We start from the raw sequence: 14,093 nt of genomic DNA on the forward strand, positions 1-14,093 counted from the left end.
GATAAGGCCGCCGTAAGAGAAGGATGAGAAGGCAGTGGGGGGCACCGGCCGGAAACAAGGCAGTGGGCGGCCCCGGAAACACCGGTGCCGCCCCTGGGGGCGGCACCGGAGAGCTGTGAATCGTCGGATCGCCGGACCGTCAGACGGCCGAACCGGCCTTCCACTGCGCCCAGTCCATGTTCCAGCCGTTGAGGCCGTTGTCCGGGGCCACCGTCTTGTCGCCGGTGTTCTGCACGACCACGACGTCACCGAGGATCGAGTTGGTGTAGAACCAGTAGCCGGCCGTGCCCTTGTCGTTGGCGCCCTTCGTGTCCGACAGACCCACACAGCCGTGGCTGGTGTTCACGCTGCCGAAGATGGACTTGGCGCCCCAGTAGTTGCCGTGCACGAAGGTGCCGGAGTTCGTCAGACGGATGGCGTGCGGCACGTCCTTGATGTCGTACTCGCCCTTGCCGTCGTCGTCGGTGAAGCCCACGGTCGCGCCGTTCATGCGCGTCTCCTTGAACTTCTCCGACATCACCATCTGACCCTCGTAGGTCTTGTTGTCGGGCGAACCGGCCGAGATCGGGATGGTCTTGATGGTCTTGCCGTTGCGCGTGACCTTCATCTGCTTGGACTGCGCGTCGACGTAGGAGACCTGGTTGCGGCCGATCTTGAAAGTGACCGTCTTCTGCTGAACGCCGAAGACACCGGAGGCGCCCTCGACACCGTCGAGCGCGAGCTTCAGCGTGACGGTGGAGTTCTCCTGCCAGTACTCCTCGGGCCGGCAGTCCATGCGGTTGGCGTTGAACCAGTGGCAGACGACCTCCTGGCCGCCGCTGGAGGTGACGGTGATGCCCTTCTGGACCGCGGCCTTGTTGGTGATCGCCTTGTCGAAGTTGATCGACACGGGGTAGCCGACGCCGACGGTGGAACCGTCCTCGGGCGAGAAGTTCCCGATGAAGCTGTTGGCCGGGGAGACCGTGGTGAACGAGGCGTTCTCGTGGGCGGCGCGACCGGCCGAGTCCTTCGCGGTCGCCTTCAGCTTGTAGGTGGTGGAGCGCTCCAGCTGGGCGCTGGGCTTCCAGCTCTTCTTGTCGGCGGATATCTGGCCCTCGACGGCCGTGCCCTCGGCCGTCGTCATCGTCACCTCGGTGAGCGTGCCCTTGCTCACGGTGACGGCGGCCGAGTTGTTGATGGAGGCGTTGTCCGAGCCGTCCTTGGGCGTGATCTTGATCTGGGCCTCGGAGGTCTTCTTGGCTGCCGCCTCGTCGACCTTGGCCTGCGACGTGTCCTTGCCGTCGCCGCCATCGGCGTCACCGCCGCTGGAACAGGCCGAGAGCACCAGCACACCGCCGAGCAGCGCGGACGCGACCGTCAGGCCCCTGCGCCGCTTACTGTTCGTCATCACACGCTTCTCCATCGTTGCCGAATCCCCAGAACCCAGAGAGTCCCCGTTAACAAGACTTCAACGCTACGACCGGCCGGTCCCGTTCCACATTTTCTGTAGGTGTGGGGCACACCACGTCCGCCGGGGCGGGTGGTGCGTATGCGGTCCGTGCGCCCCCTGAGACGACGAAACCCCGGACGGCGGTTGCCGCCCGGGGTCACGATTTTCCCAAGCCGCGTCAGCCGGCCCGGCCGTCGCCGGCCACGACCTCGTCCTCGACGTAGTCGTCCTCGTCGACATCATCCTCGTCGAGGTCCCAGTCCGGCGAGTCCGGGTCGTATTCGATCTGCTCGCTGCTCCAGGAGGCCTGGGCGAGTTCGATCCCCGGCACATCGCTGACCAGGTCGAACGGATCAACGAGGTAGGCGAGGGCTTCCGCAGTGTCTTCCGTCACAGCGCTCTCGGCGTGTGTCCGCTCGGTGGCGGGCATGTCGTCGTCGGCGACGATGCGCCGCAACGCGGTCTTGATGACCGCGTCCCGGTCCTCGACCTCGAGAACGAGTTCTACGCGAAGGCGTACAAAACGTGATGTCTCAGGAGTGCTCATGCCCGGAGCGTAAGGCCCGATGCTCCCGTGACTTTCCCGTGACCCGCGCCTTTCACTAACATCGCCCCACACGGCCAATTCACCGGCGTCACAAGGGGTTCGATATTCCGTGTCATCCGCTCGCCGTCCGTTGCTGACCGCCACCGCCGCGGGGACCCTTCTGGGCGCCCTGTGGTTCGTTCCGTCCGCGAACGCAACGCAGGACGGCCCGGCGAGAGCGGAGTCCTCGGCGAGCCCCGCGCCGCAGGTCACGACGCAGGCGCGGGCCGCGTCCACGGTCTCGGACGGGGCCGCGAGCGAGCCCCGGCTGGCCGACACGGGAAGCTTCGACACGACGCCGTACGTGGTCGGCGGGACCACGCTGCTGGCTGTGGGTGCCGGGTTCGTCGTTTATTCGGTTCGCCGGGAACGCCTCGGTTTCTGAATCCACTTGACGCTTCCTTGACGGGGACTTCATAGTCCGCCCATGAAGAGATCATCGGGGGCACGGCTGTGCGCCACGGCTGCTGTGAGCGCACTGTCGCTCGCCCTCGTCACGGGCTGCTCGGACTCCGGCAAGGACTCCGACGACGCCAAGGAATCCGCCTCCTCGTCGGCTCCGGCCGCGAAGGCGCTGACCGCGGCCGACCTCGAGAAACTGCTGCTCACCCAGAGCGAGATCAAGGGCTTCAAGGTCGCCTCGGGGGACGACACCATGCCGAAGTCCAAGGACCAGGTGAAGACCGACAAGGCACAGTGCGCGCCGCTCGCCTGGGCGACGGCCGGTCTCGCTCCGGGTGACACGGACGCGAACGCCAGCAACTCCCTCACGGAGGACAAGACCTCGAAGGCCACGTCCCCGGCGGACATCGACGAGGCCGACATCGAGGACGCCCTCAAGGTCAGACTCACGTTCGTGGGCCTGTCCTCGTACGAGGGCGACGGCGCGCAGAAGGCGATGAAGGCCGTTTCTGACGGCGTGACAGCCTGTTCCGGCGGATACGGCTTCCCTGCGGAGGGCGAGAAGACGAAGGTCACCAAGGTCGCCGCGGAGAAGGGGTCCGGGAGCGGCGACGAGACGGTGGCGTTCTCCTCGGACATCGACGTGGACGGCGAGGGCACGGCCACCTTCCACACCGAAGTGGTGCGCAGCGGCAACACCATCGCCACGTTCTACACGGTGGACTTCGCCTCGCTCGCCTCCGGCGAGCCGGCCGAGATCCCGGCGGCCGTCATCGAGGCGCAGGTCGCCAAGGTCAGGTGAGCCGAGAGGCCGCCGTCGGGGGAGGACGACGGCGGCCTCGTACGGACACAAGCGGTCAGGCGAGCGGTCCCGTCACCTTCTCGACCGCCGCCACCAACTCCCCGTCGCGCAGGAACGCGTCCGCCGCCGCGAGGTCGGGGGCGAGGAAGCGGTCCGGGCCGGGGCCCTGTACGCCCGCGGCGCGCAGCGCCTCGATGATCGCCTGAGTCGCCGGTGCCGGGTTCAGCCCCTCGCGCAGTTCGACGCCGCGCGTGGCGGCGTACAGCTCGATGGAGAGCACACGCGTGAGGTTGTCGACGGCGGTGCGCAGCTTGCGGGCCGCCGACCAGCCCATGGAGACATGGTCCTCCTGCATCGCGGAGGACGGGATCGAGTCCGCGGACGCCGGTACGGCGAGCCGCTTCATCTCGCTCACCAGCGCGGCCTGCGTGTACTGGGCGATCATGAGCCCCGAGTCGACTCCGGCGTCGTCCGCGAGGAACGGCGGGAGGCCGTGGCTGCGGTTCTTGTCGAGCAGCCGGTCGGTGCGGCGCTCGGCGATGGAGGCCAGGTCGGCGGCGGCGATGGCGAGGAAGTCGAGGACGTAGGCCACCGGGGCGCCGTGGAAGTTGCCGTTGGACTCGACCCGTCCGTCGGGCAGCACGACCGGGTTGTCCACGGCCGACGCCAGCTCGCGCTCGGCGACGAGGCGGGCGTGCGCGAGGGTGTCCCGTCCGGCACCGGCGACCTGCGGGGCGCAGCGCACGGAGTAGGCGTCCTGGACGCGGGGCGCGTCGTCCTGGTGGTGGCCGGTGAGCTCCGAACCCTTCAGTACGGCCAGCATGTTGGCGGCGCTGGCGCCCTGCCCCGGGTGCGGGCGGATGGCGTGCAGCTCGGGGGCGAGAACCTTGTCGGTGCCTAGCAGGGCCTCCAGCGACAGGGCGGCGGTGACGTCGGCCGACGTGTAGAGCCTGTCGAGGTCGGCGAGCGCCATCACCAGCATGCCGAGCATGCCGTCGGTGCCGTTGAGGAGCGCGAGGCCCTCCTTCTCGCGCAGTTCGACGGGGGCGATCCCGTGCTCGGCGAGGAGCGCGCCGGCGGGGCGGGCCTCTCCGTCCGGGCCCTCGGCGTCGCCCTCGCCCATGAGCGTGAGGGCGCAGTGGGACAGCGGGGCCAGGTCGCCGGAGCAGCCCAGCGAGCCGTACTCGTGGACGACCGGGGTGATCCCGGCGTTGAGCACGTCGGCCATGGTCTGCGCGACCTCGGGCCGGACACCTGTGTGGCCGGAGCAGACGGTCTTGAGCCGGAGAAACATCAGGGCCCGTACGACTTCCCGCTCGACGCGCGGGCCCATGCCGGCGGCGTGCGAGCGGACGATGTTGCGCTGCAGCTGGGCCCGCAGCTCCTGGCTGATGTGCCGGGTCGCCAGGGCGCCGAAGCCGGTGCTCACGCCGTAGACGGGGTCGGGCTTCGCGGCGAGCTGGTCCACGATCCCGCGGGCCGCGGCGAGGGCAGCGACCGCCTCCTCGGAGAGCTCGACCCGGGCGCCGCCGCGCGCCACGGCAAGAACGTCGGACGCGGTCACCCCGGACGTCCCCACCACCACAGTGTGCATATCCATATTCAGGAGCGTACGCAGTGAATTCGAAGATGTCACCAGTGGGGACCGGGTTCGCCCCTTACAACTGGGTCACACCCCCTTGGGCGCCTCAGGGCCGCCCCCTGAACCTGCGGCGCTCCGGGGTCGCCATCTCGCCGACGGGCTCGTCGGCCATCCGTACGACCGCGTCGTCGGGACCCTCGCGCCCGGCGACGACCGGCCTCGTCGCCCGCCGCGCCTTCGCCTGGTACTGCGCCGCGTCGGCCAGCCGGAACAGCCGGCGGGCCGAGTGCAGCGGCCCAATGGGGTCGTCGGTGGAGGCGACCCCGCAGGCGACCCCTTCCCCCAGCTCCAGCTCGGCCGCGCGACGGCAGAGTTCGTCGGCCGCCTTGACCACCGCGTCGGCGGACGGGCCGACCGCCAGCAGACAGAACTCGTCACCGCCGAGGCGGGCCGCCAGCGCCCCCGGCAGCATGGCCCCGCACAACGACAGCACGGACCCGAACCGCTCCAGTAGCCGGTCCCCGACGGCATGTCCCCGGGTGTCGTTGACCCGCTTGAGCCCGTTGAGATCGCACACCACGAGGCTGACGACCACGCCGTCCCGCCGGTGCCGCTCCACCGCCTCGTCCAGCCGTCCGTCCACCGCACGACGGTTGGCCAGACCGGTGAGCGCATCGGTGTACGCCAGCCGCCGGACCTCCTCCAGCCGCTCGGCCTGTGCGATCCCGGCCGCGACGACGGCGGCCAGGACGGTGGCGAAGTCGGCGTCGCCCCGCTCGAAGACGGGAGCGCCGGCCGGGCGGGCGACATACAGCTCGCCCCAGGCCCTGCCGTTCAGCACGATCGGCGCGACGACGCAGCAGCCGCGGCCCCGGCGGCGCAGGGCGGCGACGCGCTGATGGACGTAACCGGCAGAGCCTCCCGCCGCCGGGCCCTCGGCGGTCTCGACCCAGGCGTTGGGCTCGCCGCCCTGGGCCCAGCGCTCGTGCAGGAACTCGGCGATCTCCGGGAACTGGTGCACGGGGTACGCCTCGTCGTCGGGGAACTCGACCTCGCCCGCGGACCGCTCCCCCACGTTCACCAGGACGCGCAGCCGGCCGAGTTCCCGCTCCCACACCGACAGAGCGGCGAAGTTCCCGCCCAGCGCACGGCACGCTCCGGTCGCGGCGGCCCGCCACGCCTCGCGCGAACTGTGGGCTGCGGCCATGCCCTGCGCCAGTGCGACGACAGCTGCGAGCCGCTCGTCCTCACCCATTTCTCCAGGCTAGGGAGGTTTTGTGAGAAGGGGTGCATTGACGTGCCGAACGAGTACCTCCGGCGGTGGGGCGGTCGGCCTGCGGGCGCGTCGTGGCTCACGGCCCCGGGGCCGCGCCCCCGGACCCCCGATCGGCCCGAAGGGCCTCGTCCTCAGACGCCGGACGGGCTGACAAGCACCGCTACTCCCCCGGCCACTGGGGCCTCCGCTTCTCGTTGAACGCAGCGACCCCCTCCGCCCGGTCCCCGGAGAACGCCACCGAGCGCCATGCCGCGTCCTCGACCTCCAGGCCCGCCCGCAGATCCAGCCCGTGCCCCAGCCGCAGCGCCCGCTTCGCCGCCCGCAGGCCGACGGGGGAGTTCGCCGCGATCCGGGAGCCCAGCGCCAGCGCCTCCTCCCGGTCCCGGCCCTCGTCCACCAGCTGGTCCACCAGCCCCAGCTCCCGGGCCTCGACGGCCTCGACCCGTCGTGCCGTGAAGATCAGCTCGGCGGCCCGCGCGGCCCCCACCCGCCGCGGCAGCAGCTGGGTGCCCCCACCGCCCGGGATCACGCCCACGGACACTTCCGGCAGGCCCACGACGGCCGTACGGTCGGCCACGATCAGGTCGCAGGACAGCGCCAGCTCGAACCCGCCCCCGAGCGCGAACCCGTGGACGGCGGCGATGGTCGGCACGGGCAGCTCCAGCACCCCGGTGTACGCGCCCCGGGCGACCGGCCGCTGCCGCACCAGGTCGGCGTCGCTGAAGGAGTTGCGCTCCTTGAGGTCGGCCCCGACGCAGAAGGCCCGCTCGTGGGTCGAGGTCAGCACGACCACCCGTACGTCACGGTCCGCGCCCAGTGCTGTGCAGGCCGCGGCGACGGACCGGGCCATCTCGGTCGAGACGGCGTTCATGGCCTTGGGCCGGTCGAGGGCCAGCTCCGCGACATGCCCGGGCCCGTGCCGCCTCACCAGCACGAACTCCCCGAACCGTTCCTCGCTCATGACACCCTCCGGTTAACGCGGGTTAACACATCTCGCCCCGATCATCGCAGCAGCGCCCCACCGGGGAAAGGGCGAGCCCCCGGATCGTCGGGGCCCTGCATCGTCCCGGCCCGGCATCGTCCCGGCCCCGCCGTGTCCGAGACTCCGCACCGTCCGGGCCCGGCCGCGTCCGAGATCCTGCACCGTCCAGGCCCCACCGCGCCCAAGACCCCGCATCGCCCGGACCCCACCACACCCGAGACCCCGTTCGAGTGACATCTCTGCGACTGCGGCCCGACCGCCTCGGGGCGCGCATAGCGTGCGCTCCACCACTGCGCACCGGGTGCACGCGCATCGGGGAGGGGTCGTGATGACGGACACGTCGACGAGGGCGCAGACACACACCGGGGTCGCCGCCGCGTGGTCCGGACCCCGGGACATCACCGGTCCCGGCCCCCGCCTCTTCGGCCCCCGGGCCCGCGGCCGGCACCGCAGGCCGCGTCGGCACAAGGTGCTGCTGACCGCAGGTGGCCTCGCGGTGGCCGCCGGTGTGCTGAGCCTCGTACGGATGGCGCCCGACTCCGAGGTCGGCGGGACCGGAACGGCGGAGGCCGAACCCCGCACCGGGCCGGGCCCCGGCGCGGACCGGCCGGACGACGCGGCCGCCACGGACGGGGCCGCCCCGGGGGCGCTGCCGTCGGCGACGTACGCGATGGGCGGACTCAGTCTGTGGCCCACGCCCACGTCGAGCCTGCTCGCCGCCCTGCCGACGGCCGCGCTGCCCGCCCCCGCGACCACAGGCCTGCCCGACTCCACGACCATCCCGGACGCGCCGAACACCCCGGCACCTCATCCGTCGGCGACGACGGACCCCGCCCCGCAGCCGACCCGGACACCGGCGCCCGTACCGAGCCGGAACACGCCCCCGCCGGAACCGGAGCCGGAGCCGGACCAGCCCGGTCTGTGCCTGCCGATCATCAGCCTGTGCGTCGACGCTCCCCTCGAGGACTCGCTCGACCGGGAGGACCGGCACTCGGCTAAGCGTCCTCGCTCCTCCGAGTGAGCAGCCAGGGCTCGACCACGCCGAGCCCACGGACCGGCCGCTGCCACATCGGCTGGAGCGCGAAGCGGTACGTCGGCGGCTCCTCGCCCTCCTTCTCCGCGGCGGCCGCGGCCTCCGCCGCCTCGGCCTCGGAGGCGGGCGCCTCGGTGGTGCGGATCAGTTCCTCCGCGAAGGCGCTGTCGACGAGGACGGCGTCCCGCGGAGCTATCGACGTCAGCCGCGAGGCGAGATTCACCGTCGTACCGAAGACATCGCCCATCCGGGTGGTGACCGTGCCGAACGCGATGCCGACGCGCAGCTCCGGCATCGTCTCGTCGTTCGCCATCGTCTCGATGAGGCGCAGCGCGATCTCGGCAGCCACGCCCGCGTCGTCCGCCGCGTACAGCACCTCGTCGCCGAGTGTCTTGATCAGCCGTCCGCCGTGCGCCGCCACCAGGTCGGCGGCGGTCGTCTCGAAGGCCTCGACGAGCTCGCCGAGTTCCTCCTCCTCCATACGGCGGGTCAGCCGCGTGAACCCGACGAGGTCCGCGAAACCGACGGCGAGGCGCCGGTCGACCATCTCCTCGTCGTCGGCGGCCTGGATGACCCGGCCGGCCGAGGCGGCGAGCTGACGCCGCCAGACATAGACGAGGAACTCCTCCAGCTCGGGCAGCAGCAGCTCGATGATCGGATACGTGACCTCGGTACGGGTCATGCCCGGCTCGGGCGGCTCGGTCAGCCCCTCCAGGAAGGAATCGATCTGCCACTCGGCCAGCCGGGCGGTGGTCTGCCCGGTCGACCGGGCCACCTGCACGGCCATCGCCTCGCTGAGCAGCCCCGCCTCGACAAGACCGGCGAGCCGCCGCAGCGCCAGTACGTCCGCCTCGGTGAGCGCCTTGGCCTGGCCGATGTCGGCGAAGCCCATGGCCCGCCAGAAGCGGGAGGCCAGCTCCATGGACACGCCCGCGCTGCGGGCCGCCTGGAAGGGGGTGTAGCGCCGCTCCGCGCCGATGATCAGCTGCTCCAGACGCAGGGCGATCGGGTCGGCTCCGGGGTCGGCGGCGTGGGGTTCCTCCCGCTCCAGCGACGCCGAGAGCGAGGGAGGCTCCACCCGGCCGTCCGCGTCCGCGCCGGAGCCCGAGTCGTCGACGGTCACGCCTGCTGCCCTTCCGATCTGCCACGGTCAGGTATCGACCGGCCTCAACTCTACGGCAGGTGTGCGCCAGCTCACTCCGTAAGGCGGAGCCGGGGGCGCGCCGGCCTCGTCCGCAAGCGCCGGACGGGCCGAGTGTCCTCACGCCGGTCGCAGGTGCACGATGTCGCCCGCTCCCACCGGCTCCTGCACGCCTTCCTCCGTGGCGATGACGAGCCTGCCGTCCCCGTCGATCGCCACCGCCTCCCCCGTGATCGACCGGTCGCCGGGGAGTTCGGCCCGTACCACCCGTCCGAGAGTCGAACAGCCGGCCGCATAGGTCTCCTGGAGGCCGCTCCGCCCGGAGTCGCCCCCTGCCGACCGCCAGCGCCCGTACCACTCCTCCAGTGACCGCAGCACCGCCCTCAGCAGGGGGTCCCGGTCCGTGTTCACGGCGCCTGCCAGGGCCAGCGAGCCCGCCTGCGGTACCGGGAGCTCGTCCGCGCGGAGCGTGACGTTGACGCCTACGCCGACGACCACGCCGTCGGTCCCGGCCCGCTCGGCGAGGATGCCGCCGGTCTTGCGTTCCTCGCCGCCGATGGTCACCAGCAGATCGTTGGGCCACTTGAGTGCAGTGTCCACTCCCGCCGTCCGGGACAGCCCCGTCGCCACCGCCACTCCGGTCAGCAGTGGCAGCCAGCCCCAGCGGGACAACGGGACCTCGCCCGGCTTCAGCAGCACCGAGAAGAAGAGGCCCGAGCGGGCCGGTGCCGTCCACTGTCGGTCCAGGCGCCCCCGGCCTGCCGTCTGCTCCTCGGCGACGAGGACCGTCCCCTCCTGCGCCTCCCCCGAGGCGGCGAGCGCCGCCAGGTCGGAGTTGGTGGAGCCGGTGCGCCGTACCAACCGCACATCGCGGTACAGGCTCCCGTGCCCGCCGTTGCGCACCAGCGCCCGGCGCAGGGCGGCGGCGTTCAGGGGCGGGCGGTCCAGGTCGGACCAGCGGTCGTCGTTCTGGTCTGGTGCATCTTCCGGCGTCATGCAAGCCACCCTAGGTGTGGTAAACGCCGCACTGCCGATCGACAGGCACAGCACTACGCTACGGATGAGTAACCGTCCCCACTTTTGAGCAGGCAGGGAGCCGCATCCCGATGTCCGAGCCGGAAGAGCGTCAGATCGACATTCACACCACCGCGGGCAAGCTCGCGGATCTGCAGCGCCGTATCGAGGAAGCGACGCACGCCGGCTCGGAGCGCGCCGTCGAAAAGCAGCACGCCAAGGGCAAGTTGACGGCTCGTGAGCGGGTCGAGCTGCTGCTCGACGAGGGGTCCTTCGTCGAGCTCGACGAGTTCGCCCGGCACCGGTCCACCAACTTCGGGCTGGAGAAGAACCGCCCGTACGGAGACGGGGTCGTCACCGGATACGGCACCGTCGACGGCCGTCCCGTCGCCGTGTTCTCGCAGGACTTCACCGTCTTCGGCGGCGCCCTCGGCGAGGTCTACGGGCAGAAGATCGTCAAGGTGATGGACTTCGCGCTGAAGACCGGCTGCCCGGTCATCGGCATCAACGACTCCGGCGGCGCCCGCATCCAGGAGGGCGTGGCCTCCCTCGGCGCCTACGGCGAGATCTTCCGCCGCAACACCCATGCGTCGGGCGTCATCCCGCAGATCAGCCTTGTCGTGGGCCCCTGCGCGGGTGGCGCGGTCTACTCCCCCGCGATCACCGACTTCACGGTCATGGTCGACCAGACCTCGCACATGTTCATCACCGGCCCGGACGTCATCAAGACGGTCACCGGCGAGGACGTCGGCTTCGAGGAGCTGGGCGGGGCCCGCACCCACAACTCCGCCTCGGGCGTGGCGCACCACATGGCCGGGGACGAGAAGGACGCCATCGAGTACGTCAAGCAGCTGCTGTCGTATCTGCCGTCCAACAACCTCAGCGAGCCCCCGGCCTTCCCCGAGGAGGCGGACCTCTCCGTCACGGCCGAGGACCTGGAGCTGGACACGATCGTCCCGGACAGCGCCAACCAGCCGTACGACATGCACACCGTGATCGAACACATCCTGGACGACGCCGAGTTCTTCGAGACGCAGCCGCTGTTCGCGCCGAACATCCTCACCGGCTTCGGGCGGGTCGAGGGCCACCCCGTCGGCATCGTCGCCAACCAGCCGATGCAGTTCGCCGGCTGCCTCGACATCGACGCCAGCGAGAAGGCCGCGCGGTTCGTGCGGACCTGCGACGCCTTCAACGTGCCCGTGATCACCTTCGTCGACGTGCCCGGCTTCCTCCCGGGCGTCGACCAGGAGCACACGGGCATCATCCGCCGCGGCGCCAAGCTGATCTACGCCTACGCCGAGGCGACGGTCCCGCTGATCACCGTGATCACGCGGAAGGCGTTCGGCGGCGCGTACGACGTCATGGGCTCCAAGCACCTCGGCGCCGACCTCAACCTGGCCTGGCCGACCGCCCAGATCGCCGTCATGGGCGCCCAGGGCGCGGTGAACATCCTGCACCGCCGCACCATCGCCGAGGCGCAGGCGAACGGCGAGAATGCCGAAAGCGCCGAAGTGGTGCGCGCCCGGCTGATCCAGGAGTACGAGGACACGCTCCTCAACCCCTACATCGCGGCCGAGCGCGGCTACATCGACTCGGTGATCATGCCGTCCGACACCCGTGCTCACGTCGTACGCGGCCTTCGACAGCTGCGCACCAAGCGGGAGTCGCTGCCGCCGAAGAAGCACGGCAACATCCCCCTCTAGTCCGGCAGGGAGCCGTCATGAACATCAAGGTCCTGAGGGGCAACCCGACCCCGGAGGAGCTGGCCGCCGCACTGGCGGTGGTCAGGGCCCGCGCCGCGGCGGCAGCATCGATCCCGCCGGGCGCACCCACCCCGAGAGCCTCCTGGTCGGACCCGTCCCGCATCGCAACACAGAGGCTGCCCCAGCCGGGCCCGGCGACATGGTCCCGCACCTACTGGCCGGGGTAGAGCTGTCCGACGCAAGGGGCGCGGGCCGTATCAATGTGCGGCTCCGCCGCGTGGGCGCGAGCAACCACATCAAACGCGCAGCAAACAACGGCCGACATCAAGGTGAACAACCCGGGGCGCCGATTTGAGTACCCGTACTCAGGCGCCCCGGCGGCAGCCGCCCGCACGCTGGACTCATGCTGTGGTCCGACCCCGAGAACGAGCCGCCCGAAGAACTGCGCGACATGCAGAACATGCTGCGGCGGCTGGGGGTCCTCATGGCACTGGCCATGATCCTCGCAATGATCGTGCTCGGCGTGAGGTGACTGCCGGTTCCCCCCGGCCGATACGCTGACCGCATGACTGATCAGCCGCGCCGCCGACTCGTCCTCGCCTCCCGGTCCCCCGCCCGTCTGGGCCTGCTGCGCCAGGCCGGACTGGACCCCGAGGTGATCGTGAGCGGCGTCGACGAGGACGCCGTCAGCGCGTCCACACCCGCCGATCTGGCGCTCGCCCTCGCCGAGGCGAAGGCGTCCGTCGTGGCGGCGAAGCCGGAGGTCAAGGGCGCGCTGGTGATCGGCTGCGACTCGGTGCTCGACCTGGACGGCCAGGCCCTCGGCAAGCCCGCGGACGCCGAGGAGGCCACCGCCCGCTGGAAGTCGATGCGGGGCCGCGCCGGCACGCTCCAGACCGGCCACTGCGTCTACGACACCGTCACCGGGCGGTACGCGTCCGGCACCGCCTGCACCGTCGTCCGCTTCGGCGAGCCGACCGACGAGGAGATCGCCGCGTACGTCGCCTCGGGCGAACCCCTCCATGTCGCCGGGGCGTTCACCCTCGACGGCCGCTCGGCCCCGTTCATCGAGGGCATCGACGGCGACCACGGCAACGTGATCGGCATCAGCCTGCCCCTGGTCCGCCGGCTGCTGGCCGATCTGGGCGTCGGGATCACGGAGTTGTGGGCGCCGGTGGAGGGGTGACCGCGGTGCCCCCGTCGTCCGCCTTGCCGTCCTCGGGCTCCCCGGCGGCGGTCGCCACCTCGTAGTCGTACGTCATCAGCAGCAGCACGATCAGGCCGAGCACCACCAGCATGTAGACGAACTGGGTCACGCCCAGCAGCCCCCATGCGAACGCGCCCAGCATGCCGTGCGCCACGGCGGCGCTGATCAGCAGGATGCGGCCGAAGCCGGCCGGCGCACGGTTGCGCAGGGCGACGAGCAGCGCGACCAGGCCGCACAGCGCGAAGTAGAGGCCGAAGAGGACGCCGCCGATCTTCGACGACAGCGCCATCATGTCGGGGTCGAGGCCGGCCAGGGACATGTCCTGCCGGTCGACGACGAGCCCCATGAACCAGTTGACGGCTGCGATACCCAGCGCCTCCACGAACAGCACGACCGCAACGACCCACGCCACCGGCCTGCGTATCACCGGTCCCCACCCACTTTCGACTGCCGTCCGAGCCAGACTGCCGTTACCCCAAGTACGTTCGAGACATCATGAACGCTACTAACGGGTAAACCGCGGGACAAGTGTTCTGCCGAGGGCAAAGAATCATTGGGCCATTCGTAGGGACTCCACAAAGAATCAGAGTGGGCCGCAGCACGCCCTCACAGAGACCTTGACCACATTGGAGGGCTAGGGTTTTCCTGAGGAGTCCTGCGTGCCGAGGTGCGACAAGGGATTTCCCGGGTCGAGCGAGCCTCGTATCACGCTCCGTGTGGGCAAGCTCACCACAGGGGACGGGTCGAAGTGACGTGTCGGCAGTCCCTAAACTCGGCTTGTTTCAAGGAGGGAGCCTCATCGTGCGCAAGGTGCTCATCGCCAACCGTGGCGAAATCGCTGTCCGCGTGGCCCGGGCGTGCCGGGACGCCGGGATCGCGAGCGTGGCCGTCTACGCCGACCCGGACCGGGACGCTCTGCATGTCCGTGCGGCGGAT

At 70.8% G+C, this 14,093-nt stretch carries 16 protein-coding genes; 8 read left to right on the forward strand and 8 right to left on the reverse strand.

The annotated features are described in order from the left end of the window. Positions 1–139: 139 nt before the first annotated feature. Both F7R91_RS12035 and F7R91_RS12040 read right to left on the reverse strand, forming a co-directional pair. Positions 140–1,387, reverse strand: a complete 1,248-nt coding sequence (locus F7R91_RS12035; protein ID WP_150947455.1) for a L,D-transpeptidase — start codon at positions 1,385–1,387, stop codon at positions 140–142. Between the two features lie 220 nt (positions 1,388–1,607). Continuing rightward, positions 1,608–1,976 carry a hypothetical protein gene (locus F7R91_RS12040; protein ID WP_225320608.1) on the reverse strand — a complete coding sequence of 123 codons (369 nt, stop codon included), beginning with the start codon at positions 1,974–1,976 and terminating at the stop codon, positions 1,608–1,610. Positions 1,977–2,085: 109 nt separating this feature from the next. On the opposite strand from F7R91_RS12040, the gene F7R91_RS12045 reads away from it, so the two are divergent. Next, positions 2,086–2,400 (forward strand): LAETG motif-containing sortase-dependent surface protein, encoded by a 315-nt coding sequence (locus F7R91_RS12045; RefSeq protein ID WP_150947459.1) that lies wholly within the window; start codon positions 2,086–2,088, stop codon positions 2,398–2,400. Between the two features lie 42 nt (positions 2,401–2,442). Continuing rightward, entirely contained in the window at positions 2,443–3,219 is a 777-nt protein-coding gene (locus tag F7R91_RS12050) for a hypothetical protein (RefSeq protein WP_150947461.1), read from the forward strand. Between the two features lie 55 nt (positions 3,220–3,274). On the opposite strand, the gene hutH is transcribed toward F7R91_RS12050, so the two are convergent. The 3 genes from hutH to F7R91_RS12065 all read right to left on the reverse strand — a co-directional run bounded on the left by hutH (position 3,275) and on the right by F7R91_RS12065 (position 7,038). Then, positions 3,275–4,813 carry a histidine ammonia-lyase gene (hutH, locus tag F7R91_RS12055; RefSeq protein ID WP_150947529.1) on the reverse strand — a complete coding sequence of 513 codons (1,539 nt, stop codon included), beginning with the start codon at positions 4,811–4,813 and terminating at the stop codon, positions 3,275–3,277. A gap of 94 nt (positions 4,814–4,907) precedes the next feature. After that, positions 4,908–6,056, reverse strand: a complete 1,149-nt coding sequence (locus tag F7R91_RS12060; RefSeq protein ID WP_150947463.1) for a GGDEF domain-containing protein — start codon at positions 6,054–6,056, stop codon at positions 4,908–4,910. Positions 6,057–6,237: 181 nt separating this feature from the next. After that, positions 6,238–7,038, reverse strand: coding sequence for an enoyl-CoA hydratase/isomerase family protein (locus tag F7R91_RS12065; protein WP_150947465.1), 801 nt, complete (start codon positions 7,036–7,038; stop codon positions 6,238–6,240). 349 nt (positions 7,039–7,387) lie between these two features. Here F7R91_RS12065 and F7R91_RS12070 point away from each other — a divergent pair, with 349 nt between their 5' ends. After that, positions 7,388–8,080 (forward strand): hypothetical protein, encoded by a 693-nt coding sequence (locus F7R91_RS12070; RefSeq protein ID WP_225320609.1) that lies wholly within the window; start codon positions 7,388–7,390, stop codon positions 8,078–8,080. Here F7R91_RS12070 and F7R91_RS12075 read toward each other — a convergent pair. Together F7R91_RS12075 and F7R91_RS12080 are read right to left on the reverse strand one after the other, a co-directional pair. Beyond that, on the reverse strand, positions 8,055–9,215 hold the full coding sequence (locus tag F7R91_RS12075; RefSeq protein WP_150947467.1) for an adenylate/guanylate cyclase domain-containing protein: 1,161 nt from the start codon (positions 9,213–9,215) through the stop codon (positions 8,055–8,057). The genes F7R91_RS12070 and F7R91_RS12075 overlap by 26 nt on opposite strands. Positions 9,216–9,353: 138 nt before the next feature. Then, positions 9,354–10,229, reverse strand: a complete 876-nt coding sequence (locus F7R91_RS12080) for a biotin--[acetyl-CoA-carboxylase] ligase (protein ID WP_150947469.1) — start codon at positions 10,227–10,229, stop codon at positions 9,354–9,356. A gap of 110 nt (positions 10,230–10,339) precedes the next feature. Between F7R91_RS12080 and F7R91_RS12085 the strand changes: the two genes are divergently transcribed. From F7R91_RS12085 to F7R91_RS12095, 4 genes are all read left to right on the forward strand, one after another. Then, on the forward strand, positions 10,340–11,950 hold the full coding sequence (locus F7R91_RS12085) for an acyl-CoA carboxylase subunit beta (RefSeq protein WP_150947471.1): 1,611 nt from the start codon (positions 10,340–10,342) through the stop codon (positions 11,948–11,950). A gap of 17 nt (positions 11,951–11,967) precedes the next feature. Beyond that, positions 11,968–12,177, forward strand: coding sequence for an acyl-CoA carboxylase epsilon subunit (locus tag F7R91_RS12090; RefSeq protein WP_150947474.1), 210 nt, complete (start codon positions 11,968–11,970; stop codon positions 12,175–12,177). A gap of 176 nt (positions 12,178–12,353) precedes the next feature. Beyond that, positions 12,354–12,482, forward strand: a complete 129-nt coding sequence (mmpB, locus tag F7R91_RS43795; protein WP_269144745.1) for a morphogenic membrane protein MmpB — start codon at positions 12,354–12,356, stop codon at positions 12,480–12,482. 33 nt (positions 12,483–12,515) lie between these two features. Then, positions 12,516–13,136: a Maf family protein gene (locus F7R91_RS12095; protein WP_150947476.1), complete on the forward strand. Its 621-nt coding sequence runs from the start codon at positions 12,516–12,518 to the stop codon at positions 13,134–13,136. On the opposite strand, the gene F7R91_RS12100 is transcribed toward F7R91_RS12095, so the two are convergent. Continuing rightward, entirely contained in the window at positions 13,105–13,569 is a 465-nt protein-coding gene (locus tag F7R91_RS12100) for a hypothetical protein (RefSeq protein ID WP_225320610.1), read from the reverse strand. The two genes, F7R91_RS12095 and F7R91_RS12100, sit on opposite strands and share 32 nt — an antisense overlap. A 389-nt stretch (positions 13,570–13,958) precedes the next feature. Between F7R91_RS12100 and F7R91_RS12105 the strand changes: the two genes are divergently transcribed. Beyond that, positions 13,959–14,093, forward strand: a 135-nt coding sequence (locus F7R91_RS12105) for a biotin carboxylase N-terminal domain-containing protein (RefSeq protein ID WP_150947481.1), incomplete at its 3' end; no start/stop codon positions are given.

Source organism: Streptomyces luteolifulvus (genome assembly GCF_008806595.1).
Classification (GTDB): Bacteria; Actinomycetota; Actinomycetes; order Streptomycetales; family Streptomycetaceae; genus Streptomyces; species Streptomyces luteolifulvus.

Bases quoted from the DNA above. Each gene is read 5' to 3' on its own strand.
- mmpB (WP_269144745.1), top strand. From the start codon at position 12,354: ATGCTGTGGTCCGACCCCGAGAACGAGCCGCCCGAAGAACTGCGCGAC.
- F7R91_RS12040 (WP_225320608.1), bottom strand. From the start codon at position 1,976: ATGAGCACTCCTGAGACATCACGTTTTGTACGCCTTCGCGTAGAACTC.
- F7R91_RS12070 (WP_225320609.1), top strand. From the start codon at position 7,388: ATGACGGACACGTCGACGAGGGCGCAGACACACACCGGGGTCGCCGCC.
- F7R91_RS12085 (WP_150947471.1), top strand. From the start codon at position 10,340: ATGTCCGAGCCGGAAGAGCGTCAGATCGACATTCACACCACCGCGGGC.
- F7R91_RS12065 (WP_150947465.1), bottom strand. From the start codon at position 7,038: ATGAGCGAGGAACGGTTCGGGGAGTTCGTGCTGGTGAGGCGGCACGGG.
- F7R91_RS12095 (WP_150947476.1), top strand. From the start codon at position 12,516: ATGACTGATCAGCCGCGCCGCCGACTCGTCCTCGCCTCCCGGTCCCCC.
- F7R91_RS12035 (WP_150947455.1), bottom strand. From the start codon at position 1,387: ATGACGAACAGTAAGCGGCGCAGGGGCCTGACGGTCGCGTCCGCGCTG.
- hutH (WP_150947529.1), bottom strand. From the start codon at position 4,813: ATGCACACTGTGGTGGTGGGGACGTCCGGGGTGACCGCGTCCGACGTT.
- F7R91_RS12050 (WP_150947461.1), top strand. From the start codon at position 2,443: ATGAAGAGATCATCGGGGGCACGGCTGTGCGCCACGGCTGCTGTGAGC.
- F7R91_RS12080 (WP_150947469.1), bottom strand. From the start codon at position 10,229: ATGACGCCGGAAGATGCACCAGACCAGAACGACGACCGCTGGTCCGAC.
- F7R91_RS12060 (WP_150947463.1), bottom strand. From the start codon at position 6,056: ATGGGTGAGGACGAGCGGCTCGCAGCTGTCGTCGCACTGGCGCAGGGC.
- F7R91_RS12090 (WP_150947474.1), top strand. From the start codon at position 11,968: ATGAACATCAAGGTCCTGAGGGGCAACCCGACCCCGGAGGAGCTGGCC.